At 74.2% G+C, this 22,134-nt stretch carries 16 protein-coding genes; 8 read left to right on the top strand and 8 right to left on the bottom strand.

From position 1 onward, the window contains the following. Positions 1-241: 241 nt before the first annotated feature. From ACZ4A5_RS03890 to ACZ4A5_RS03860, 7 genes are all read left to right on the top strand, one after another. Entirely contained in the window at positions 242-1,972 is a 1,731-nt protein-coding gene (locus ACZ4A5_RS03890; protein ID WP_467578163.1) for a dynamin family protein, read from the top strand. A gap of 5 nt (positions 1,973-1,977) precedes the next feature. Then, a complete protein-coding gene (locus ACZ4A5_RS03885; RefSeq protein ID WP_467578106.1) occupies positions 1,978-4,392 on the top strand; it encodes a GTPase in 2,415 nt (804 codons plus the stop codon). A 329-nt stretch (positions 4,393-4,721) separates the two neighbouring features. Next, positions 4,722-5,267: a single-stranded DNA-binding protein gene (locus ACZ4A5_RS03880; protein ID WP_467578104.1), complete on the top strand. Its 546-nt coding sequence runs from the start codon at positions 4,722-4,724 to the stop codon at positions 5,265-5,267. A 221-nt stretch (positions 5,268-5,488) separates the two neighbouring features. Then, positions 5,489-6,937 carry a Cys-Gln thioester bond-forming surface protein gene (locus tag ACZ4A5_RS03875; protein ID WP_467578102.1) on the top strand — a complete coding sequence of 483 codons (1,449 nt, stop codon included), beginning with the start codon at positions 5,489-5,491 and terminating at the stop codon, positions 6,935-6,937. 282 nt (positions 6,938-7,219) lie between these two features. Further along, entirely contained in the window at positions 7,220-8,884 is a 1,665-nt protein-coding gene (gene ettA / locus ACZ4A5_RS03870; RefSeq protein WP_398868484.1) for an energy-dependent translational throttle protein EttA, read from the top strand. 2 nt (positions 8,885-8,886) lie between these two features. Next, on the top strand, positions 8,887-9,342 hold the full coding sequence (locus tag ACZ4A5_RS03865; RefSeq protein WP_467578100.1) for an acyl-CoA thioesterase: 456 nt from the start codon (positions 8,887-8,889) through the stop codon (positions 9,340-9,342). Further along, entirely contained in the window at positions 9,339-10,112 is a 774-nt protein-coding gene (locus ACZ4A5_RS03860; protein WP_467578098.1) for a DUF8185 domain-containing protein, read from the top strand. The genes ACZ4A5_RS03865 and ACZ4A5_RS03860 overlap by 4 nt, the downstream gene beginning before the upstream one ends. A 51-nt stretch (positions 10,113-10,163) precedes the next feature. Here ACZ4A5_RS03860 and ACZ4A5_RS03855 read toward each other — a convergent pair whose 3' ends face one another. Next, complete coding sequence (locus ACZ4A5_RS03855) at positions 10,164-10,568, bottom strand: globin (protein ID WP_467578096.1); 405 nt, start codon at positions 10,566-10,568, stop codon at positions 10,164-10,166. Positions 10,569-10,687: 119 nt separating this feature from the next. Between ACZ4A5_RS03855 and ACZ4A5_RS03850 the strand changes: the two genes are divergently transcribed. Then, entirely contained in the window at positions 10,688-11,668 is a 981-nt protein-coding gene (locus tag ACZ4A5_RS03850) for a methyltransferase domain-containing protein (protein ID WP_467578094.1), read from the top strand. Here the strand turns inward: ACZ4A5_RS03850 and ACZ4A5_RS03845 are convergent. The 7 genes from ACZ4A5_RS03845 to ACZ4A5_RS03815 all read right to left on the bottom strand — a co-directional run bounded on the left by ACZ4A5_RS03845 (position 11,649) and on the right by ACZ4A5_RS03815 (position 21,989). Continuing rightward, the gene (locus ACZ4A5_RS03845) at positions 11,649-12,650 is read right to left on the bottom strand and encodes an FHA domain-containing protein (protein ID WP_467578092.1); all 1,002 of its coding nucleotides are present in this window, start codon (positions 12,648-12,650) and stop codon (positions 11,649-11,651) included. The two genes, ACZ4A5_RS03850 and ACZ4A5_RS03845, sit on opposite strands and share 20 nt — an antisense overlap. Before the next feature lie 216 nt (positions 12,651-12,866). Next, positions 12,867-14,252, bottom strand: coding sequence for a vWA domain-containing protein (locus ACZ4A5_RS03840; RefSeq protein ID WP_467578090.1), 1,386 nt, complete (start codon positions 14,250-14,252; stop codon positions 12,867-12,869). Positions 14,253-14,345: 93 nt separating this feature from the next. Further along, positions 14,346-15,626, bottom strand: a complete 1,281-nt coding sequence (locus ACZ4A5_RS03835) for a protein phosphatase 2C domain-containing protein (RefSeq protein WP_467578088.1) — start codon at positions 15,624-15,626, stop codon at positions 14,346-14,348. Between the two features lie 3 nt (positions 15,627-15,629). After that, the gene (locus ACZ4A5_RS03830) at positions 15,630-18,158 is read right to left on the bottom strand and encodes a serine/threonine-protein kinase (RefSeq protein WP_467578086.1); all 2,529 of its coding nucleotides are present in this window, start codon (positions 18,156-18,158) and stop codon (positions 15,630-15,632) included. After that, positions 18,155-19,471 (bottom strand): hypothetical protein, encoded by a 1,317-nt coding sequence (locus ACZ4A5_RS03825; RefSeq protein WP_467578084.1) that lies wholly within the window; start codon positions 19,469-19,471, stop codon positions 18,155-18,157. The genes ACZ4A5_RS03830 and ACZ4A5_RS03825 overlap by 4 nt, the downstream gene beginning before the upstream one ends. An 80-nt stretch (positions 19,472-19,551) precedes the next feature. Beyond that, positions 19,552-20,550, bottom strand: a complete 999-nt coding sequence (locus ACZ4A5_RS03820) for a glutamate ABC transporter substrate-binding protein (RefSeq protein ID WP_467578082.1) — start codon at positions 20,548-20,550, stop codon at positions 19,552-19,554. A gap of 17 nt (positions 20,551-20,567) precedes the next feature. Next, positions 20,568-21,989 carry a hypothetical protein gene (locus ACZ4A5_RS03815; RefSeq protein ID WP_467578080.1) on the bottom strand — a complete coding sequence of 474 codons (1,422 nt, stop codon included), beginning with the start codon at positions 21,987-21,989 and terminating at the stop codon, positions 20,568-20,570. Between the last annotated feature and the right edge of the window lie 145 nt (positions 21,990-22,134).

Below are 22,134 nucleotides of genomic sequence, written 5' to 3'. Positions count from 1 at the left end.
GACAAGGATAGGGCTCCGCTCGCCCCGTCCCGGTTGCTTCACCTCCGTGCCACGATGTGCAGGTTTGGTGAAGCGGTCCTGATAATCGCAGGCAGGTACGAATCTTGCACCGTTTTTCACGCCCCAGGCGTCGGGTGTTGTGTACTCGTTATGCCTGAGTCCCTTTCGCCACGCCTCGCGCGCCATGGGCTATACGCTTCAAAATCACACCAGAATTGGGCATTCTGCACGTGTGGCGACCTTGGACGTACGGCCCCGGATGCTCGACGCGCTCTCCGCACTGCGTGACCGTGTCGACGCCGCACGCTTCCCTCTCCCCCTTCCCGGCGCCGCCCGCGCCCGTCGAAACCGTGCCGAACTCCTGGCGCAACTCGATGACTACTTGGTGCCCCGGCTGTGCGCCCCCGAAGCGCCGCTGCTGGCGGTCGTCGGGGGGTCCACCGGAGCGGGCAAGTCCACCCTCGTCAACTCCCTGGTGGGCCGCCGGGTCACTGCGGCGGGGGTCCTACGGCCGACGACCCGCACGCCAGTGCTGGTCTGCCACCCGGACGACCACCACTGGTTCGCGGGCCGACGGGTGCTGCCGGAGCTGCGCAGGATGTGGGTCCCGGCCCAGGAGATCACCGAGTACGAACCCTGCGACCTGCGGCAGATGCAGGAGCTGATGGGCACCCACGAACTGCTCGACCCGCGCGAGCTGCTGGACCCGCACGCCGGGCGCAAGCCGCACGCCCAGGGCGTGCGCGACGCGGCCGGCCGGGAGGAGGACGGCCGGGGCGACGACCCCGAGGAGCTCCCCGCGCTGCGCATCGAGACGGACCGGAGCCTTCCGCTCGGACTCGCCCTGCTCGACGCCCCCGACATCGACTCCCTCGTCGCCCGCAACCGCGACCTCGCGGCCGAGCTGATCTGCGCCGCCGACATCTGGGTACTCGTCACCACCGCGACCAGGTACGCCGATGCGGTGCCGTGGCACCTGCTGCGCACGGCGAAGGAATTCGACGTCACGCTCGTCACCGTGCTCGACCGGGTGCCGCACCAGGTCGCCGCCGAGGTGTCCCGGCACTACGGCGCGCTGCTGGCGGCGGCGGGTCTCGGCGACGTGCCACGGTTCACGATCCCGGAGCTCCCGGAGTCCGCCGGCGGCGGAAACGGGCTGCTGCCCGCCTCGGCCGTCGCGGGGCTGCGGGCCTGGCTCGACCAGCGGGCGCAGGACCCGGCGGCGCACACCGTCGCGTCCGCCCGCACGGTCGCGGGGCTGCTCGCCTCGCTGGGATCCCGGCTGCCCGGTCTCGCGGGGGCCGCCGCGATGCAGCACGCCGCGGCCGTACGGCTGCTCCAGCGGGTGGAGGACGCGTACGGGCGGGCGAGCGAGCGGGTGCGGCAGGAGGTCGCCGCGGGCGAGGTGCTCGCCGGTGACGCGCTCACGCACTGGCGCGGACACCCGCAGGACAGCACCGCGGACGAGCTGCTCACCGCGCTCACCAGCTCGCTGGCGGCGGTGCTGAGCTGCGCCGTCGCGGCCGCCGACGAGGAGATCGCCGCGGCGTGCGCGGGCGACCCGGCGGCCGCCACCGTGCTCGCGCCGCGCGACCCGGACGGGGCGCTCGGCCGGATCGGCGTGGCCGTACGCCGCTGGCGCCGCTGTCTGGAGGAGGTCGCGGAGGAGGCGGTGCGGGCGGCCGAGCGCGGCACGGGCCTCGATGCGGACCGGGCCGGCGCCCTGCTCGCCGTGTCGCTGCTGGGCGGCCGCAGGTCCCGTACGGCGGGGGAGGTCCTCGCCGGGACGCTCGGCCGGCAGGGCGTGCTGCGGCTGCGCGACCGAGGCGCGCAACTGCTGGCCGACTGCCTTGAACGGGTGCTCGAAGGAGAGCGCGACCGCCGGACCGCGCCGCTCGAAGCGCTCGACATCACCCCCGACCACCAGGTCGAACTCATCGCCGCGCTGTCCGTACTGCAGAGGGAGAGGTGACCGCCGTGTCCACGTCCGACAGTCGTGAGGAAGTCGCCGAGAAGCCTGTCCCCGAGGCCGCGCGCGGCACGTGGGACGACGGGCTGATCGCACGTCGCGCGCGCCCGGAGCGCACGCCCCGTCCGTACGCCGTCCAGGAGACTCCGAGCGCCGAGCGCGCGGTCCGCACCGAGGACAGCGCGCCACAGGAGCGTGCGAACACCTCCGAGCGCTCCCTGTACGCGCCTGACCCCACTCCCACGCCCCCGGTCGGAGCCGTCCTCAGGCCCCGCCTGGACGCCCTGCGCGAGCTCGTGGGGCTGTCGCGGGCGCGGCTGGACCGGCGGACGCTCGCGGAGGCGGGGCGGGTGCTGGAGGCGGCGGCGGCCCGGCAGCGGCACTCGCTGGACCTGACGGTCGTGGCGATCGCCGGGGCGACGGGCAGCGGCAAGTCGACCCTCTTCAACGCCCTAGCCCGGACGCAGCTTTCGGAGGCCGGGGTGCGCAGGCCGACGACGGCCGTGCCGATCGCGTGCGCGTGGACGGACCGGGCGGACGGCGCGGACGGGCTGCTGGACCGGCTCGGCATCCCGCTGCGTGCGCGCCGGCAGCCGGTCCGCCCGTACGACCCGGGCATGCACGGGCTCGTCCTGCTGGACCTGCCCGACCACGACTCCGCGACGACCGGCCACCGCGAGCAAGTGGACCGGCTGCTGCGGCTGGTGGACGCGGTGATCTGGGTGGTGGACCCGGAGAAATACGCGGACGCGGTGCTGCACGAGCGCTATCTGCGGCCGCTGGCGGGCTACGCCGAGGTCACCTTCGTGGTGCTCAACCAGGTGGACCGGCTCTCGGAGGACGCCGCCGACCAGGTGCTCGACGACCTGCGACGGCTGCTGGACGAGGACGGACTGGCCCTGGGCGAACACGGCGAGCCGGGCGCCGTCGTGCTCGCCCTGTCGGCCCTCACGGGGGCAGGGGTCGGCGAACTGCGCGAGACCCTCACCCAGTTCACGGCCGGGCGCAACGTGGCCGAGCGGCGGCTGGTGGCCGACGTGGACGGCGTCTCCGCGCGGCTGCGGCCCGCCTACGTGGCCAAGGGCAGGCCGGGGCTGACGGAAGCGGCGCGGCAGGAGTTCGAGGACCGGCTGGCGGAGGCGGTGGGCGCCCAGGCCGCCGGACTCGCGGCGGAGCGCGCGTGGCTGCGCGACGCGGACCGCGCCTGCGGGACGTCCTGGACGCTGGCCCACCACTGGTTCGGACGGAAGCGGGGGGCGCGGAAGGCGGCGCGCGTGAAGGAGAGCGCACAGCGGAGCGCACTCGGGCGTACGGGCGAGCGCGCGAGCGGGAGCGTGATCGACACCCCTGCGCCCCCCACGGCCACCGACGCCCTCGGAGCCCTCGCCGAGCTCGCGTCCTCGCCATGCCGCACGGTGTCCCGGCCCCTGGTGGAACAGGCGGTACGGGCCCTGGCGTACGAAGCGTCCGCCGGGCTGCCCGACCCCTGGGCCCAGGCGGTACGGGAGGCGGCGGGCCGTGGCGCGGAGGGCCTGGCGGACGCCCTCGACACGGCGGCCTCGGAGGCGGCGGCCATGGCCAACCGCTGGACGGGACGGACCGGGGTGGGCCTGCGCGCACGCGGGCCGCGCACGGGAGCGGCAGGCCGCCACGCCACGGGCGGCGGACCCCGCACGGAGGCGCGGGGCGTCAGGACGTCCGGCGCGTTGGCCGAAGGAAACGGCGGCCGGCGAGGGCCGGGGGAGGCGGGCGGAGCCGCCCAGGCCCTCGCGCTCGTGACCCAGGAACCCGCTACCTCCGAGCTGGTGCCCGCCGGGCTTGTGGGAACGGGCGGTGCGGGTGCCGGTGGTGCCGGTGGCCGGAGCGGGGCGGTCGGCGCGGCCGGCGGTGTCGGCCGGTGCTCCGCGCCCGGAGGCGCTTCGGCCAAGCGGGCCCGCTTCCCCCTTCCGCGTTTCGCGGCTGCCTCAAGGCCCGTGAAGCGTTCCGGAAACAAGGGTTCCGGAGGTCCGGGCGGTTCGCGTACGCGCTCGGGGCGGGTGAGCACCTGGCGCACACGCGGGGGTGCGCGCCCGGCGCGCCCCGGCTGGTGGGCTGTGGCGGGGGCGATGCAGGGCGCGCTCCTCGGACTGCAACTGGCGGGGGCGGTGTGGCTGATGGGCCTGGCGACGGAGGTGGTCGGGGGCGAGTGGTGGGCTCCCGGGCTGCTGCTGACGGGTGGGGGCGTGGGCGGCCCGGTCCTCACCTGGTGCTGCCGGATGCTGGCGCGGGGCCCGGCGCGGCGGTACGGCCTGGAGACGGAGCGGCGCCTGCGCAGTGCGGCTGCCGGGTGCGGCCGGGAGCGCGTGCTGGAGCCGGTGGCGGCGGAGCTGCTGCGGTATCGGGAGGTGCGGGCGCAGTTCGTGATCGCGGCGGGCGGCTCGTAGGCGCCCGCGGCTGCGTTGAGCGGGCTGAACGGCCGTCGTCTGCCGGGCTGTCGCCTGCCGCGCCGTGACCTGCTGGTCCGCCAGGTGCCGAGGTGTCATGTGCCGAGCCGTCATGTGCCGGGCCGGCACCTGCCGGGGCATCACCCGCGCGCGGTTCCCGTCGCGTCCGTCAAGCCCGCCCGGCGCCCGTGAAGCCGCTCCCGGTCGGCCCACACGGGTGACGGATTTATCCACAAAGCGCTCGTCGTCCACAGCCCTCAGCGGGTTCGTGTGAGCGCGGGCAGCATGGGTCTCGTTGCAGGTCCAACGCGGTGGGGGAGGCGGCTCGGATGAACGAGACATTGGTGACGGTCGTGGGGAATGTCGCGACGCGGCCGGACTACAGAGAGGTGGCGAACGGCTCGGCGGTCTCGAGGTTCCGTCTGGCGGCGACGGTGCGCCGCTGGGACCGCGGCCGGGACGAGTGGGTCGACGCGTACACGAGCTTCTACACCGTGCGCGCCTGGCGCACGCTGGCCGCGAACGTGGTGGCCTCGGTCACGGTCGGCGAACCGCTCATCGTGCAGGGCAAGTTGCGGATCCAGGACCAGGAGCGGGACGGAAAACGGTGGCTGTCGGCGGAGATTGACGCCGTCTCGATCGGCCACGACCTCACTCGCGGCACCTCGGCCTTCCGCAGGGTCTCGCCGGCCAGACCGCTGCCGGTCGAGCCGGTGCGAATGGCGGGAGCGAGAGCGGAGGCGATGGCTCCGCCGGGGGCGCGAAGGCCCGCCCCGGACGGTCCGCCGACGGATCCGGGGGCCGTGGGGGTGGGGGCGATGAGCGCGGTAGCCGCCGCAACCGACGAGGTCGCGGCCGGGGCAACGCCCTTGTGAAATGGGTGGTTTATCCCGCCGATTTATCGATAATGCCAGGTCAGGCGGCCTTCTCCGATAACGATTCCGATTCGGATCGGTTGGGCGGAGCCCTCGGTGGGGAAGCCGTCGCGCCCGCTCCTTAAGATCACGTTCGCAGCACGTGGCAACGGGGGCTTCTGAGTTTTGAGTTCGCTGGCGAGGCGTGTCGACTGGTTCTGCGCGCGCCCGGAAGGAAATCGATGACTTCTGTCAAGAGGCGGGGAGCAGCCCGCCTTGCCGCAGCGGCCTTGGTGTCGGGTCTGGCTGCGGTAGGCACGATAGTCGTGGTGGGCCCCGCCGCCGCGGAGGACGCGCCGAGGAATTCGGGCGGCGTCAGTGCCACCCTCGGCAGGATCACGGCCGGGTCGGGAGCCGTCGTCCACGACCGGCGGAAGACCGGCGACATGCAGGCGGGCCTGTTCGAGATGAAGGTCGAGGGCGGGGGCTCGCTCCAGACGTACTGCGTCGACATACTCACCAGCACCGTGGACGGCGCGAAGTACAAAGAGGTCGGCTGGGGCGAGTCGCCCCTCCACGGCAACAAGAACGCGGGCCGGATCCGCTGGATCCTCCAGCACTCCTATCCCCAGGTGAACGACCTCGCCGCGCTCGCCAAGGACGCCGACTCGGGCCCGCTCGACGCGAACACCGCCGCCGCGGGCACCCAGGTCGCGATCTGGCGCTATTCGGACGGCGTTCAGGTCGACGCCAAGGACGGCGCGGCCGAGAAGCTCGCCGACTATCTCTACAAGAACGCGCAGGACGTCGAGGAGCCCCCCGCGTCCCTGACGCTGACCCCGTCGGCGGTCTCCGGGAAGTCCGGCGGCCGGCTCGGCCCGGTCACCGTCCGCACCAGCGCGAGCAGCGTCACCGTCACCCCGGCCGGGGACGCCGAGGCGAAGGGCGTGAAGATCGTCGACAAGGAGGGCAAGCCGGTCACCTCCACCGGCGATGGGGGCGAGCTCTATTTCGACGTGCGGCCCGGCGCCCGTGACGGCTCGCTGTCCCTGAAGGCCGCCGCCGTCACCAAGGCCCCGGTCGGCCGGGTCTTCATCGGCGACCACACCACCACGCAGAGCCAGATCCTGGCCGGCTCCAGCGAGAGCACCGTCTCCGCCACGGCCACCGCGACCTGGGCGGAGAAGGGCGCCATACCGGCCCTGTCCGCCAAGAAGAACTGCGCCAAGGGCGGCGTGGACATCACCGCCGACAACAAGGGCGACGCCCCGTTCGCCTTCGATCTCGACGGGACCAGACACTCCGTCCCGGCGGGCCGGTCGGAGACGACCTTCGTGAAGGTGGGCGAGGACCAGGCGTACCGCTTCACGATCAAGGGCCCCAACGGCTTCACCAGGACGTTCTCCGGGATATTGGACTGCATGACCGCGGAGAGCGGCGCGGCCGCCGCCACCGACGGCGGCACCGCGGCGGGTACGGGCACCAAGGCGGAGCGCGCGTCCCGGATGCGCCCGGCCTCGGCCGGCGGCACCGGGAAGGGCGTGGTCAACGCCTCCGCCGAGGGTGACCTCGCCGAGACGGGCGGCAACCGCACCGACCCCACGTTCACGGGCGTGGCGATCGCCCTGATCGTCGTCGGCAGCGGGGCGGTCTACCTCCTGCGCCGGCAGAAGGCGGCCTCCGGGGAGTGATCCCGGGCCCCGGCCGTGGTGCGCGGGCGGTCCGCTCCCGCCCGCGCACCACGGGGTCGGACCGCTGCCGGACGACCGCGCGCCACCGGACCGGACGGGCGCAGGCCGCCCGCGCACCACGGGGGCGGACGGCGGCCGCTTTCGCCCCGCGCGGCGCTCGGACGCGTACGGCTGTGACCAACCCGTTTCCGCCAGGGGCTACCAGTCCGGCATGATGGGGTGTATCTGCCCTCACGCGGCGGAGCCGCACATTGGCCCTTCTCGATTGCCGGACGGTTTCTCTTGGCTGAGTACATCTACACCATGCGCAAGACGCGCAAGGCGCACGGCGACAAGGTCATCCTCGATGACGTGACGCTGAGCTTCCTGCCCGGTGCGAAGATCGGTGTGGTCGGCCCCAACGGTGCCGGTAAGTCCACCGTGCTCAAGATCATGGCGGGTCTGGAGCAGCCGTCCAACGGCGACGCCTTCCTGTCGCCGGGCTACAGCGTCGGCATCCTCATGCAGGAGCCGAAGCTGGACGAGGCCAAGACGGTCCTGGAGAACGTCGAGGACGGCGTCGCGGAGATCAAGGGGAAGCTCAACCGCTTCAACGAGATCGCCGAGCTGATGGCGACGGACTACTCCGACGCGCTGCTGGAGGAGATGGGCAAGCTCCAGGAGGACCTGGACCACGCCAACGCCTGGGACCTCGACGCCCAGCTGGAGCAGGCCATGGACGCGCTGGGCTGCCCGCCCGGCGACTGGCCGGTCGTCAACCTCTCCGGTGGTGAGAAGCGCCGCGTCGCCCTCTGCAAGCTGCTGCTCGAGGCCCCCGACCTGCTGCTCCTCGACGAGCCCACCAACCACCTCGACGCCGAGTCGGTGAACTGGCTGGAGCAGCACCTCGCCAAGTACGCCGGCACCGTCGTGGCGATCACCCACGACCGGTACTTCCTGGACAACGTCGCCGAGTGGATCCTGGAGCTCGACCGCGGCCGCGCCATCCCCTACGAGGGCAACTACTCCACCTACCTGGAGAACAAGGCCGCCCGTCTGAAGGTCGAGGGCCAGAAGGACGCGAAGCGCGCCAAGCGCCTCAAGGAAGAGCTGGAGTGGGTCCGCTCCAACGCCAAGGGCCGCCAGGCCAAGTCCAAGGCCCGTCTCGCTCGCTACGAGGAGATGGCCGCCGAGGCCGACAAGATGCGGAAGCTGGACTTCGAGGAGATCCAGATCCCGCCGGGCCCGCGCCTGGGCTCCGTCGTGGTCGAGGTCAACAACCTCTCCAAGGCGTTCGGTGAGAAGGTCCTCATCGACGACCTGTCCTTCACGCTGCCGCGCAACGGCATCGTGGGCGTCATCGGCCCGAACGGCGCGGGCAAGACCACGCTGTTCAAGATGATCCAGGGCCTGGAGACGCCGGACTCCGGTTCGATCAAGGTCGGCGACACCGTCAAGATCTCCTACGTCGACCAGAGCCGCGCCAACATCGACCCCAAGAAGACGCTGTGGGCCGTCGTCTCCGACGAGCTGGACTACATCAACGTCGGCCAGGTCGAGATGCCGTCCCGCGCCTATGTCTCGGCGTTCGGCTTCAAGGGCCCGGACCAGCAGAAGCCGGCCGGGGTGCTCTCCGGTGGTGAGCGCAACCGCCTGAACCTGGCGCTGACCCTCAAGCAGGGCGGCAACCTGCTGCTCCTCGACGAGCCGACGAACGACCTCGACGTCGAGACCCTCTCCTCGCTGGAGAACGCCCTGCTCGACTTCCCGGGCGCCGCGGTGGTCGTCTCCCACGACCGCTGGTTCCTGGACCGGGTCGCGACGCACATCCTGGCGTACGAGGGCGACTCCAAGTGGTTCTGGTTCGAGGGCAACTTCGAGTCGTACGAGAAGAACAAGATCGAGCGCCTCGGCCCGGACGCGGCCCGTCCGCACCGCGCCACCTACAAGAAGCTCACCCGGGGCTGACCGTGGCGCGTCACGTGTACTCGTGCCCCATGCGCTGGTCGGACATGGACGCGTTCGGCCATGTGAACAACGTGGTCTTCATCCGCTATCTCGAAGAGGCGCGGATCGACTTCATGTTCCGGCTGGCGCCGGGGGAGGGGAGCGCGTCCTTCACGGGCGGCTCCGTCGTGGCCCGGCACGAGATCGACTACCTGCGCCCGCTGGTGCACCGGCATGCTCCGGTGACCGTCGAGACGTGGGTGACGAAGCTGGGTGCGGCGTCCATGACCGTCGCCTATGAGGTCAAGGACGAGGACCGGGTGTACGTGAAGGCCACCACCGTCGTCGTGCCGTTCGACTTCGAGACGGGCCGCCCGCGGCGGATCACCGCCGAGGAGCGGGCCTTCCTGGAGGAATACCGGGACGACGACGGGGATCCGGACGGCCGTCCGGCCGCGAAGGGGGCCGTCGCCGCATGACGGAGCGATCCGTTCCGTACGGGCAGCGGCTGTGCTTCGCCGATGCCGGGGAGGCGGCCGACCTGGCCGCCTTCCTGGCCCGGCTGATCCACTACGACCGGGCCGCCGCGGTCCGGATCCAGGCGAGCGGCGGGGTGCTGGGTATCTTCGGCCGCCCGCCGTCCTTCGAGGTCCTTGCCATCCGCACCGCGCGGCTCGCCGAGCCCCCGACGGCCGGGGAGCGGACCGTGCTGGACACCACCGTCTCCGCCGGCCAGCTCGCCGACGCCCTGGACGCGGCGGAGGCGGCTCCCGGCGCCGGGCCGGTCGTCGTCGTCCCCGAGGCCGTCACGGGCCCGCCGTGGGCCGGGGTGCTGCCCCCGCGCAGCGGCTGGCAGCGCGTGGAGGGCCTGCCCGACGTGGAGGCCGTGCGGGGCGCCGTGGCCGCCGCCGTCGCCGAGTTCCGCACCCGGGACGGGGCCCTGCCCGACCAGCGGCGCACGCGCGCCGAGCGGGACCGCATCGGCCGGGAGATCTGGTCCCGCACCCTGGGCGGGACGGCGCTGCCGCTGCGCGCGGTGCATGCCGCCCAGTCGCTGGGCTTCCTGCGGCCCGTACGGACGGCGGCGGCCGCCGGGCCCGCCGCGGGCCGGGCCGGTGCCGCGCTCGCCGTCGGCCCCGAGCCGCTGGCGCTCTTCGCCGCGGGCGGCTGGCTGCGCCTGCGCACCCCGTACGGCTCGGTCGCCGTGCGCACGGGCGGCCTGCAGAGTCTGACGGTCACGCCCGCCTGAGGCGCGCCGTGACCACGGGCAGGGGCGCCCGGACCGGCGCCCCGCCCGGGCTCAGCCCTCGGTGTTGATCATCGAGGCGGCGGCGTAGGTCAGGTACTTCCACAGCTGCTCGGCGTGCGCCGGGGAGAGCTCCAGCTCGTCGACCGCGACCCGCATGTGCCGCAGCCACGCGTCGTGCGCGGCGCGGTCCACCGCGAAGGGCGCGTGCCGCATCCGCAGCCGCGGGTGGCCGCGGTTGTCGCTGTACGTACGGGGGCCGCCCCAGTACTGGATCAGGAAGAGGACCAGGCGCTCCTCGGCGGGGCCGAGGTCCTCCTCCGGGTACATCGGCCGCAGCAGCGGGTCCTCGGCGACCCCCTGGTAGAAGCGGTGGACCAGGCGCCGGAAGGTCTCCTCGCCGCCCACCTGCTCGTAAAACGTCTGCTCCTGCAGTGTGCCGCGCGGAATCTCAATCACCCCTCCATGGTCTCAGACCACACGGCCGACGACCGGAGAAGTAGGACCATCGCCCTTTTCGGGGGCCCACGCGCCCGGCGGCCTTCGCACCCCGCCCCGCGGCGGCGCACCCTGGACACATGGCCGATGACGCCTACGACCGAGAGCTCGCGGCCGCCCTGCGCGCCGGGCTCGTACGGGAGCTGACCGCCCGCGGCGAGCTGGCCGACCCCCGGTGGCGGGCCGCCTTCGAGCAGGTCCCGCGCGAGCTGTTCGTGCCGTACTACTACGTGGGCGCGCCCGGCGGATACCGGCGGCGCTCCCGTGCCGACCCGGACCCCCGGGCCCGCGAAGCCTGGCTGACCGGGGTCTACGCGGACGAGCCGCTGGCCACGTACGTCCGGGACGGCGAGCTGATCTCCTCCAGCAGCCAGCCGTCCCTGATGGCCAGGATGCTCGCGGTCCTGGACCCGCGGGAGGGCCACGCCGTCCTGGAGATCGGCGCGGGCACCGGCTACAACGCCGCCCTGCTCGCGCACCGGCTCGGGGACGCCGCCGTCACGACCGTCGATCTCGACCCCGAGATCACGGAAGCCGCCCGCGCGCACCTCGCGGAGGCCGGTTTCCACCCCACGGTCGTCACCGGCGACGGGGCGCTCGGCTGCCCGTCACGCGCCCCCTTCGACCGGACCATGGCCACCTGTGCCCTGCCCTCCGTGCCGCCCGCCTGGATCGCGCAGAGCAGGCCGGGCGCGCTGATCCTCGCCCCGCTCGCCACCGGGCTGATCGCCCTGCGCGTCGCGGACGCGGCGCACGCGGAGGGGCGGTTCCTGCACACACCGGCCTACTTCGTGCCGCTGCGTGGTGCCGCCGTGCCACCGCCGCCCGACCGGAGCGGCATCCCCTGGCGCCTGCTGCGGAACGACCAGTTCCAATTCCTGCTTGCGGTGAGCCGGATGGCACCGGCGGCCGCCCTCGCCCTGTGGCACGACGAAGGCCGCCCGCCGCGCGAACGCTACGGCCTGACCGTGGCCGGGGACCGCCAGTGGACCTGGCTGGACGCCCCGGAGGGCCCCTGGCGCTGGCCCCTGGACCGGGAGATCAGCCCCGGCGGAGCGTGATCGTGGTCCAGGCGCCCACGTGCACCCGGTCGCCGTCGTGGAGCGGCACCGGCACGTACGGCTGGATGGGCTCCTCCGAGCCGTTGATCGTCGTGCCGTTGGTGGAGTCCTGGTCGACGACCGCCCAACTGCCGTCCGGCTGCTGCACCAGCATGGCGTGCTGGTGCGAGACGCCCGGATCCTCCGGCGGCCGGGACAGGTCGATGTCCGGGGACTCCCCGGTGCTGTGCCGGCGGCGGCCGATCGTCACCTGCGGGCCGCTCAGCGGGAGCTGGAGCTCGGGGGAGTAGGCGGGCAGGTTCAGCCCGGCCGCCTCCGGCCCGCTGCGGTTCATCATCGCCAGGAAGTAGTCGCGGTCCGGCGCCACCACGGCCGTCCAGCCCGCGGCCGCGGCGGGTGGCCCCGCCTGCGGCGGCACGCCCTGCGGCGCCCCCTCCGCCGTGTGCTCCTGATACTCCTGATACGGCGACGCGTGCTCCGCGTACGGATAGGCCGACGCCGGCGCGGAGTTCGGGGGCGGGAGCATCCAGTCGCCGTCGTCGCCGTACGACGGCGTCGCCGGGTGGGTCTCCGGAGTGAGCGGCTCGGCCGGGCGGTTGATCCGGGACGGACGCGAACCGTAGTACTCGTACGACTGCGGCGGCTGCGTGTGCTGCGGGGCCGGCGGCGGCGCCGACTGGAGGTCCTGCGCCTGCGGCACCGGCGGCGGGCCGAACGAAGCCCCCGTGTGCGTCAGGAAGTTGTGCCGGCACTCCTCGCAGAACGGCGCCTGCGCCTCACGCGGCGTACGGCACCGCGGGCACAGCTCCGCCTGGACGGTCGTCTCCCCGTAATAGCCACCGCCCGGACCGGACAGGGGCGGTGCGGAGGGCGGTGGTGGCGGGGGCACGGCACCCGCGGGGGCGGCCGCCGACATCCGGTGGCCGCACACCTCGCACCAGTCGTCGGCCGCCGACTGGTGGCCGTTCGGGCAGGTCGGCATGTCGGTTGATCCCCCTTGTGTGCCGTTTCGTCGCCGGTCTGTGCACCGGTCGCTCGCACCGGATCGTCTCACCGGGCCGCGCACCGGTGACCGCCGGGCCGGCACCGGACCGGGGCGGACCCGGCCCGGACCCAAGGCGCGAGGCCCGGCCGGTCTGCCGCCGGGAGGCTCCACCGCGGCCCTGGCGGCCGCCGCGCGCCCCCGCGCGGTTCCTCGCTACTTCTTCACTCGTACGGTCTTGGTCGAGCGCGTTTCGAGCGTCATCCGGGCCTCGGCCGTGACCTTCGCCTTCAGCCGCACAGTACCCGTCGCGGCGTCCACGACGTCCACCACTTTCGCCAGGAGTTTCGCGGTGTCCTCGTTGCCGGACCGGTTCGCCAGCTGCACGGCGCGGCCGAGCTTGGCCGTGGCACCGTCGACGTCACCCGACTTCCGCAGGTCCAGGCCCTGTTGGATGACCTCGGCCAGCTCGGCCTGGCCGGTGTAGTGGGCCACCTGGGGGTTGATGGACGTCGACGCCGCCGGGTCGTCCGTCCAGATCGCCCGGACCAGCCCCTGCGCGAGCACCTCCGGCGGGGAGCCGTCCGGCGACGGCAGCACGAGCGAGACCCGCGCGGCCAGCATCTCCTCGCCCACCGCGGCACTCGGCACCCGTACGCACACGTGGTAGTCGCGCGACTCGTCGCCCCACGAGCCCGTCGGATAGTCGCCCGTGCGCGGCCCCGACTCCGCGCGCCTGCCGGTCAGGTCCTCCATCGACGGCGCGACCTGCTTGACGAACCGCACCTCCGCGCCCTGCGGGGTCCACAGCCGCAGCGCGACGTCCGCGACCTCCTTGCCCATGGTGGCCCGCATCATGCGCGTGAAGTCCGTGGCCAGCCCGGCCGGATCGGCGACGATGTCGGCCGTGCCCAGCAGCGCCGAGGCGATGCCGGTGACCTCCTTGACCTCCCAGTCCGTCCCCACGCCCCGCGCGTCACAGGTGAACCGGCCCGCGCACACGTCCAGCGTGGCCCGCAGCGCCTCCGGCTCCTCGTGCTCGTTGCGGCCGTCGGTCAGCAGGATGCCGTGGCGTATCGCGGCACCGGAGGCGTCCAGCAGCCGGTCGGCCAGGCGCAGCCAGGTGCCGATCGCGGTGCCGCCGCCCGGAGCGAGCTTGCGCAGCGCCTCCTTGGCCTGCTGCCGGGTGACGGGACCGGCCACCGCGAGCCGGCCGCCGCCCGGATACGCCTCCTTCGCCTGGTGCGTTCCGGCCACCACGGCGAAGGCCACGCCGTCGCGCAGGGTGTCGATGGCGGCAGCGGTGGCATCACGGGCGTTGCGCATCTTGGTGGGCGGATAGTCCATCGAGCCCGAGCAGTCGACCATCACGACGACGGCGGCGTCCGGGGCCTGCGCCCGCGGCGCGTGCCCCGCCGGGGAGAGCTGGGCCGGGATGGGCGTCTCTCCCGTCGCGCTGCCGCTTGTCGAGGCGCTTGTCGAGGTGCCGGTCGAGGTGACCGTGACGATCGCGTCGACATCGCGGCCGCCCTCGGGCAGATGGGCGTTCTGATACACCTCGACCGCGAACCGGGGCACACCCGGCTTGGAGAATGTGGCCATCTGATCCGCTCCTCGGTACTCGGCAAAGCAACAAGTGGGCGGGGACGGCCGCGCGCCCGGCACCGCGGCGTGCATCCCCCGTGGACACGCGCGTCAGGCCGATCCTGCCCCTTCGAGCGGCAGCGGGAACGGCAGGACCGCCACCGTTACGTTGTCGTGGCCCCCTCCGTCGAGCGCGTGGGCCAGCAGCCGCCGCGCGCACTCCAGCGGCCGCTGACGGGCGTCCGCCGGGGTGATCGCGGCCATGTGCTCCGCGGATTCGGCGTAGTTCCACAGCCCGTCGGTGCACACGATGACGACGCCCTCCCGGTCCGGGTGGAACGACGCGGTGTGCGGCTCGACCTCGTACGCGTCGGCGCCCAGCCAGCCGGTGATCGCGTGGGCGCGCTCGTCCGCGTACGCCTCGGTCTCCGTGAGCAGACCCGCCGCGACCATCTGGGCGGCCCACGAGTCGTCCTCGGTGAGCCGGGCGGGCTGGGTGGCGCGGTCCTCCGGCACCCAGTAGGCGCGGCTGTCGCCGATCCAGCCCACCGTCAGGAGGTCGCCGGTGATGACGGCGCTGACGATGGTGCAGGCGGGGGCGTTCTCGTGGCGGTACCCCTCGTGCCGCCGGGCCTCTTCCGCGGGCGGTGCCGAGGCGAGCGCGGTGACCGCCTCGGCGGCCTGGACGATCGCGTCGTGAGTGGCCTGCCGGGGGTCCGCGCCCGTCGGCAGGGCCGCCACGAGCCGCTCGCGCGCCGCGGCGCACGCGGCCGCCGACGCCTCGTCGGGCCGGGTGGCGGACGACACGCCGTCACTGACGACGGCGACGGTGGCGGGGCCGCCGTCCGCGAGTGCCACGGTGGACACGGCGTACGCGTCCTCGTTCCGGTGGTGGCGCAGGCCGCGGTCGCTGACCGCCGCGACGCCTGGCAACTGGTGCTCCATGTGATCCCGTTCGCGCGGCTGTGCATGACCGCAGTGTTCGCAGTACCCGTCCTTGTCGATCATGCCGGATCGGCAGGACCCGCAGATCCTGCCGGTGCCGTCCGCGCCGGGGTGCGCGTGGCCCGGCTCCGGCGGCGCGCCGAAGGCACCGTGCGCCGCCTGCGCGGGCACACCCCCGAACGCGCGCGTCTCACGCGGGTCCGGGCCGGTCCCGGGCGCCGCGGAGGCATCACCGCCGGGCGGCGGCCCCGGGGCGGTCCGGCCGGCGGCCCGCGCGGCCGCGTGCCCCTCCGGTGCCGGGCGCGGAGCCGCGGGAGACCCGGCCGGCGGCAGCGGCGGCGCCGAGAGATCGGCACCGCAGCCGCCGCAGAAATTGTCGGCCGGCTCCAGCGGCTCGTGGCAGGAGGGACATACCGTCAGCTGTGGGGGGCGCGGCAGTTGCGACATCGATCACACCCATGTCCTGGGGCGGAAACGGTTGGCCCGCTCCACCAGTTCGATCCGTTCCTCACCGCGCTGGGCGAGGCGCGCGAGCACGCGGTACGAGCGCTCCAGCCCGAACCGCAGCCCGCGCTCGTCCAGGCCGCAGCCGAGCAGCGTGGCGGTGTGCCCGCCGGGCGCGGCCGCGCCCGGCGGGGCCGCCAGCACCCGGTCCAGAGCGGTGCCGAGCACCTCCGTGCACAGCCGCTCCCGCCGCACGGCGTCCAGCCCGGAGTCCGCGAGCCGCTCCACCTGGCCGGCCGCGGCCAGCAGGTCGTCCAGCCGCACGTCCTGGGGGAGGCGTCCGCGCAGCCGGGCCCGTACCGCCGCGACCCGTGCCGCCGTGCAGTGGACGGACGCCTCCGGTATGGACTCCAGCGCGGCCACGGCACCCGCACGGTCGCCGGCGGACAGCCGCACCCGGGCCAGCCCGAACGCGGCGCCGACGAAGCTCTGGTCCGTCTCCCACACCAGGCGGTAGTACTCGGCGGCGTTGTCGAGCTGCCCCAGCACCTCCGCGCACACCCCCAGCGCCAGCTTCGGCGCGGGCTCGCCCGGGAAGGCGTCGTAGACGGCGTCGAAGGACAGCGCGGCCGTCTCGTGGTCACCGGTGGTCAGCGCGTGCAGCCCGCGGTACCAGACGACCCGCCAGTCCTCGGGGTGCGCGGCCTCCAGCGCCTCGATCGCCTTCGTCGCGAGCCCCTCCTCGCCGAGCTCCAGCTGGGCCCGCACGCGCCGCAGCCGCAGCTCCGGCGAGGCCGTGGGCGCCGCCTGGAGCGCGGCGTAGAGCTCGGCGGGCTGGGAGGCCAGCAGGCCCGCCAGGAAGCCCGCGTTGGGGTCGTTCGGGTCGACCAGCGGCACCGGCAGGGCCAGCGCCGCGGCCCGGGTGTCCAGCGGGGTGACGGCCGCCGCCGGGCCGGTGCCCGGGCCCGCGGGCCGCCGCTGCGCGGGCACCGCGGCGGCCGCGCCCTTGCGGCCGCGGCCCGTCACCCGGGCGCCCAGCACCGAGGTCTCGCGGACCGCCTCCTCGAACAGCCGGGTGTCCACCACCCGCAGCTCGGGCCCGAACAGCGTCGACAGCGCGGGCCGCGGCCGCCCCGTCTCGAGCGCGACGACCTCCCGCAGCACGCCCGTCAGCTGGTCCGCCATCTCCTGCGCGGACCCGAACCGCCGCCCCGGATCGGGGTCGGTCGCCCGGACGAGCAGCCGGTAGAAGGACTCGTAGCGGGTGAAGACCTCGATGTGCTCGGGGTCCGGGAGGCTGTCGGCGAAGACGTTGGTGTAGCCCTGGAAGTCGAAGGTGAGTACCGCCAGCGTGCGCGCCACCGTGTAGAGGTCGGAGGCGACGGACGGGCCCACCTCCGCGACCTCCGGCGCCTGGTAGCCCACGGTGCCGTAGATCGCGCTGTCGTGGTCGTCCATCCGCCGGACCGCGCCCATGTCGATCAGCTTGAGCTGGTCCTGCTGCTGGATGGCGTTGTCGACCTTGAAGTCGCAGTACAGCAGATTGCGGCTGTGCAGATGGCCCAGCGCCTCCAGGGCCTCGATGCCGTACGCGCACGCCTGCCCGACCGGCAGCGGGTCGCGCCGCCCGTCCGGCTGCCGCCGGGCGTTGGCGATCTCCTTGAGCGACTTGCCGCCCACGTACTCCATGACGATGTAGCCGTCGAGGCTGCCGGTCCGCTGGTCGAGGTGCTCGACGAAGTTGTAGATCCGGACGATGTTGGAGTGCTCGATCTCCGCGAGGAAGCGCCGCTCGGAGACGGCCACCGCCAGCGCGTCCTCGTCACCCGTGTCCAGCAGGCCCTTGAGGACCACCCAGCGGTCGGAGACGGCGCGGTCCACGGCGAGATAGATCCAGCCCAGCCCGCCGTGCGCGAGGCAGCCCGCGACCTCGTACTGCCCGTGCACCACGTCGCCCGCCCGCAGCTTCGGCACGAAGGAGTACGGGTGCCCGCACTTGGTGCAGAAGCCCTCTGTGCGCCCCGGCAGGTCCCCGCGCGAACGGCCCACCTGCGCACCGCAGTCGCCCTTGCTGCAGAACCGCTTCCGCTCGGGCACCTGAGGGTTCTCCAGCACCGCCGCGCGCGGATCCGGGCGCGGCACCTCCGGCACGCTCACCAGCCCGGCGCCCAGCTTGCCGCGCCCGGAGGCCGGGGCCGCCGAGGAGTGCGAGCTGCGCACCGACACCGACCGGGTGCCCGCCGTGCCCCCGGACCCCTGGGAGCCGCCGGCCAGCGCGCGCGACAGCCTGCCGGACACCGACCGGCGGGAGGACGAGGACCGGGACGATCCCGACGACGAGCCGGGCGCGGACCGCCCCGAAGGGCCGCTCGGGCCCGAGCCCAGGCCCCCGGCCGTCATCCCGGTGGCCGGGGACGCCAGCATGCCGTGCGGCGAGACCACCGGGGTCAGCCCGCAGGTGTCGCAGTACAGCTCACCGCCGCCCACGTCCTCGTACGCCCCGGCGCAGCCCGGGCGCTGGCAGGCAACGCTCAAGATTCCCCCCTACGGTCCACGGGCTCCGGGGCCCCGGTCGGTGGCGGCGCCAGCGCGTCGGCGAGCGCCTGCTGATAACGCAGAACAGCCATTTCGGCGGCCACCAGATCACATGGCGCGCTCCACAGCATGCGGCGCGCCGCGTCGTGCCGCTCGATCAGGAAGGAGTCCTCCGTCAGGCCGTGCCTGCCCGCCTTCGCGCGGTACGCGTCCAGCCGCCCGCGCAGCTCGGCCCGCACGGCCAGCGGGGCGGTCACCGCGGCCAGCGACTCGCGGGCCCGCAGCAGTTCGTCCTCGGCCCGCTGCTCCAGGCCCTCCAGCAGGGGCGACAGGCGGTGCCACCGTGCGTGCCTGCGGTGGTCGGCCGCCGCCGCCAGCTGTTCGTAGAGCGCGGTCGGCGGGCCCGACACGGCGGGCACCTCGAACGCGGCGATCTTGGACAGGACCTCGGCGCGCGCCTGCCGCGCCTCCGTCAGCGTGCGGTCGGCCCGCGAGAGGACGTCCCGCACCTGGAGCAGCCGCTGCTCGGCGTCCTGCCGGACGTCCAGGACGGCCTCGACCTCGCGGCGTACGTCCTCCAGGGCGCGGGCCGCGCGGTCGTAGCGCCCGGTGTCGGGGCGGCCGCCGCCCGGCGCGGAGCTCGGCGACGCGCCCGCCCAGAAGGCCAGCGGATCGGCTATCACCTCGGACCGCAGTGCGGCCAGCTCCAGAGTGATCTCCTCCAGGTCGTCGCCGGAGGGGTGCTCGCCGGGCCGCACGCCCACCGAGTGGGCCAGGGAGCGGACGCGCTGCAACTCCGCGGCCAGCAGGTCGATCCGCGCGGGCAGCGCCGACCAGACCGCGTCTGCGGTGACCACCACGTCGAGCGCCTGGGCGTACCAGCCGTTCATCCGCTCCAGGAGCTCCTGGAGGCTCAGCCGCTCGCTCAGGCGGGCGGCGGTGCCCTCGGCGGCGAGGGTGAGCGTGGCGTCGCCGGGCAGGGTGACGCCGCTGCCGCGCAGCAGCTCGGTGAGCTCGGACAGCTCGGCCTGGCTGGGCCAGCGGCGCCGCGCGCGCAGCTCGCGGGCGGCCGTCAGGGCCGCCGTATAGGCGTCGAAGCACACCCACAGCCGGCTGATGAGCAGCTCGGCCGCCGCCCACCGGCTCTTGGTGGTGCCGGTGAGCTCCGCCCCCTCCAGGAGGCGGCGCCCCGCGTGGTCCTGGAGGGCGAGCAGCGAGGTCTCGACGGCCTCGTGCTCGGCGCCGAGCCTCGCCAGCGCACGGTCCACCTCCTCGCGGCTCAAGGCCGGCCCGGTGGGCCCCGCGACCGCCATCGGTCCCCTCTCCTGTCCGCGGCCCTGCCGCCGACCTCTCCTCAACGGTGGTGCTCGTCGCTCCTCGCGCGCGCCCGCTGTCAGTCCCGGTACTCGGGTGCCGGCGGGGCGTCGGCCTCACCGAGGCCGGAGGCGAGCCAGTGCTGGTACGCCTTCATCCACGGGCTGTTGGTGCCACCGCTGCGGTAGTCCTCCAGCACCTTGTTGACCCGGCGTACCAGGTCCACGTCCTTGAGGTTCATCGCCACGCCGTACGGTTCGGTGGTGAACGGCTTTCCGACCAGCTGCACGGAGGGGTCCTGGGCGGCTTGCCCGGCCGCCAGGGCGTTGTCGTTGACCACCGCGTCGACCTGGCCCAGCTGGAGCCGCACCAGGCAGTCGAGGTGGTTGGGGACGGTCACCAGGGTCGAACCGTGCGGCTCTTCCCGCACCTTGGCCTCCGCCGTGGATCCCTCGGCCGTACAGACCTTCTTCCCCTTCAGCGAGTCGTCGAACGCCTTCACCGGCGACCCCTTGGGGACCAGCACCTGCTGCCCCGCCTGGAAGTAGGCGGTGGAGAAGGCGACTTGGCCGATCCGGGTGCAGTTGACGGTCATGGTGCGCGCGACGATGTCCACCTTGCCCGACTGCACGGCGGGGATGCGGCGGTTGGTGGGGATCGTGAGGAAGACGACCTTGTCCGGGTCGCCCAGGATGTCCTTGGCGATGGCGCGCACCAGGTCGATGTCGAAGCCGCTCAGCTCGTTGGTGGCGGGATCGCGGTAGCCCCAGCGGTAGCTGTTCTGGTCGACGCCCGCGATCAGCTTGCCGCGGGCCTTGATGCGCCGGACGGCCGGGCCGTCCAGGTCGCCCGTCGGCCGCAGACTCGCCTCCGGGTCGGTGCACTTCGGCGCCGCGGCCTCCCGCGCCGGCCCGGCGGCCGCGGCGGGGGGCCGCTCCGGGCGCTCCGCGGCGGCGCCGCCCTGGACGGGCAGCAGCACGGCGGCCGTCGTCGCCAGCGCGCAGCCCGCCGCCGTCACGGCCGTGAGCAGTGGCCTGGAGCGCACTCGTGTCCCGAGCGCCCGCAGTGGTGCGTTCACGCCCTCGCCTCCCCCCGTCACCGGTACTCCGACAGTCTGCGCCCGATGCCGAGGACGGCGCCCGCCGCCCCCAGGACGGCGAGCACGGCGGCGCCGGCCGCCAGGCCCGAGAGCGCGCCGCGCCCGTCGTCGGCCGCCTGCCGGAACTCGTTCTGCTCGTGGTCCAGGGCCTGCCGCAGTTCGTCGTCGACGCGGTCGAAGGACTCGCCCGTGCTGCCCTTGTCGCCGATGACCTCGGAGACGGCCTTGTCGTAGAACCCGCCGTCGTCGGCCGCGCGGGCGTCGCCGTGCCGGCGCTGCCACTCCCGTACGTCCGCGATCGCCGCGTCCACGGGGTCGCGCCCGGCGCGGTCGTCGGCGAGGCCGCGGGCGCGCTCCAGGAGGGAGCCGGCGGCGGGGCGGCCGTGGCCGCCGCCGATGAGCTTGTCCATGCCCTCGCGGTAGCTCGTCTCGTACGCGTCGTCGCCGCTCTTGGTGAGGACGGCGCCGCGCGCGACCAGGGTGAGGTTCTCGTCACCGCGGGCCTGGAGGGAGCCGATCCGGGCCTCGTTGAGGACCTGGAGGGACTCGGCGCCGTGGGAATAGGAGCGCTCCAGGCAGGAGCGGGCCACGGCGTGGCCGACGGTCAGCCAGAGCAGCACCACCGTGGCGGCGCCGGTCGCGGCCAGCAGGCCGTGGTTGAAGACGCGGTTGGTGCGCAGGAAGGAGCGCCGCTGGGTCCAGCCGAGCGCGGCGAGGGCCGGCACGCCGGTGCCCAGGGCGGCCCAGGGCCAGGACTTGGCGTCGGCGTAGTCGGAGCCGAGGCGGGCGGTCTCCGATTCGTAGAGCCCGCGGGCGGCGGGCAGCAGCCGGTCGCGCATCCGGTCGCCCGCGTAGCGCAGATAGGCGCCGCCGAGGGGGAGGCCCTGGCGGTTGTTGGCGCGGGCGGCCTCCACCAGGCCGGTGTACTGCGGGAGCTCGGCGTTGAGCTCGGCGATCCGGCTGCGGGAGGCGTCCGGGCCGCTGCTGTCGGTGGCGGCCTTGACCAGCAGCTCGGAGGCGCGCGCGATGTCCTTCTCATAGCGCTCGCGGACCGCGCGCGGCTCCTGCCCGCCTGCGAGGAAGCCGCTCGCGGCGGTGGTGTCGGCGTCGGCGAGGGAGCGGTAGATGTCGGCGGCGTCGGCGCTCAGCGGCTGGCTGCGGTCCACGACGGCGTCGGCCGCGGAGGCCCGGGAGGTCACCTGCCAGGCGGTGACCGCGCCGAAGGCGACCAGCAGCACGACCAGGACGGCGCCGATGATCCGCAGCCGCCCGGGCTCGGTCGTCGCCGCGGCCCGCAGCCGGTCGAGCGCCTCGCGCCAGGCCGGCGTCCGCTCGGGCGGGCCCGGCGGTACGGGCGAGGCGGGCGGAGGCGCGGGCGTCGTCGGCGCGACGGCTCCGGCCGGCTGCGGATAGGACACGAGACCTCCCCCTCGGTCGCTGAGGGCGGCCCGTCACCCGATGCGGTGGAGGACAGGTGCCCGGCCAGTCAGTATGGCCGCAGGGACTGACAAACACACCGGTCTCCGGCCGATCTTGTTCGGATCGGGATCTTCACCGGGGCCC

The organism is Streptomyces sp. NPDC025618 (assembly GCF_055558795.1).
Note: the sequence above shows the minus strand (reverse complement) of the source record. Positions and strands in the feature narration are given on the sequence as shown.

Excerpts from the sequence above, each read along its gene's own strand:
- ACZ4A5_RS03880 (WP_467578104.1), top strand. The coding sequence starts at position 4,722 with ATGAACGAGACATTGGTGACGGTCGTGGGGAATGTCGCGACGCGGCCG.
- ACZ4A5_RS03875 (WP_467578102.1), top strand. The coding sequence starts at position 5,489 with ATGACTTCTGTCAAGAGGCGGGGAGCAGCCCGCCTTGCCGCAGCGGCC.
- ACZ4A5_RS03860 (WP_467578098.1), top strand. The coding sequence starts at position 9,339 with ATGACGGAGCGATCCGTTCCGTACGGGCAGCGGCTGTGCTTCGCCGAT.
- ACZ4A5_RS03850 (WP_467578094.1), top strand. The coding sequence starts at position 10,688 with ATGGCCGATGACGCCTACGACCGAGAGCTCGCGGCCGCCCTGCGCGCC.
- ACZ4A5_RS03845 (WP_467578092.1), bottom strand. The coding sequence starts at position 12,650 with ATGCCGACCTGCCCGAACGGCCACCAGTCGGCGGCCGACGACTGGTGC.
- ACZ4A5_RS03840 (WP_467578090.1), bottom strand. The coding sequence starts at position 14,252 with ATGGCCACATTCTCCAAGCCGGGTGTGCCCCGGTTCGCGGTCGAGGTG.
- ACZ4A5_RS03835 (WP_467578088.1), bottom strand. The coding sequence starts at position 15,626 with ATGTCGCAACTGCCGCGCCCCCCACAGCTGACGGTATGTCCCTCCTGC.
- ACZ4A5_RS03825 (WP_467578084.1), bottom strand. The coding sequence starts at position 19,471 with ATGGCGGTCGCGGGGCCCACCGGGCCGGCCTTGAGCCGCGAGGAGGTG.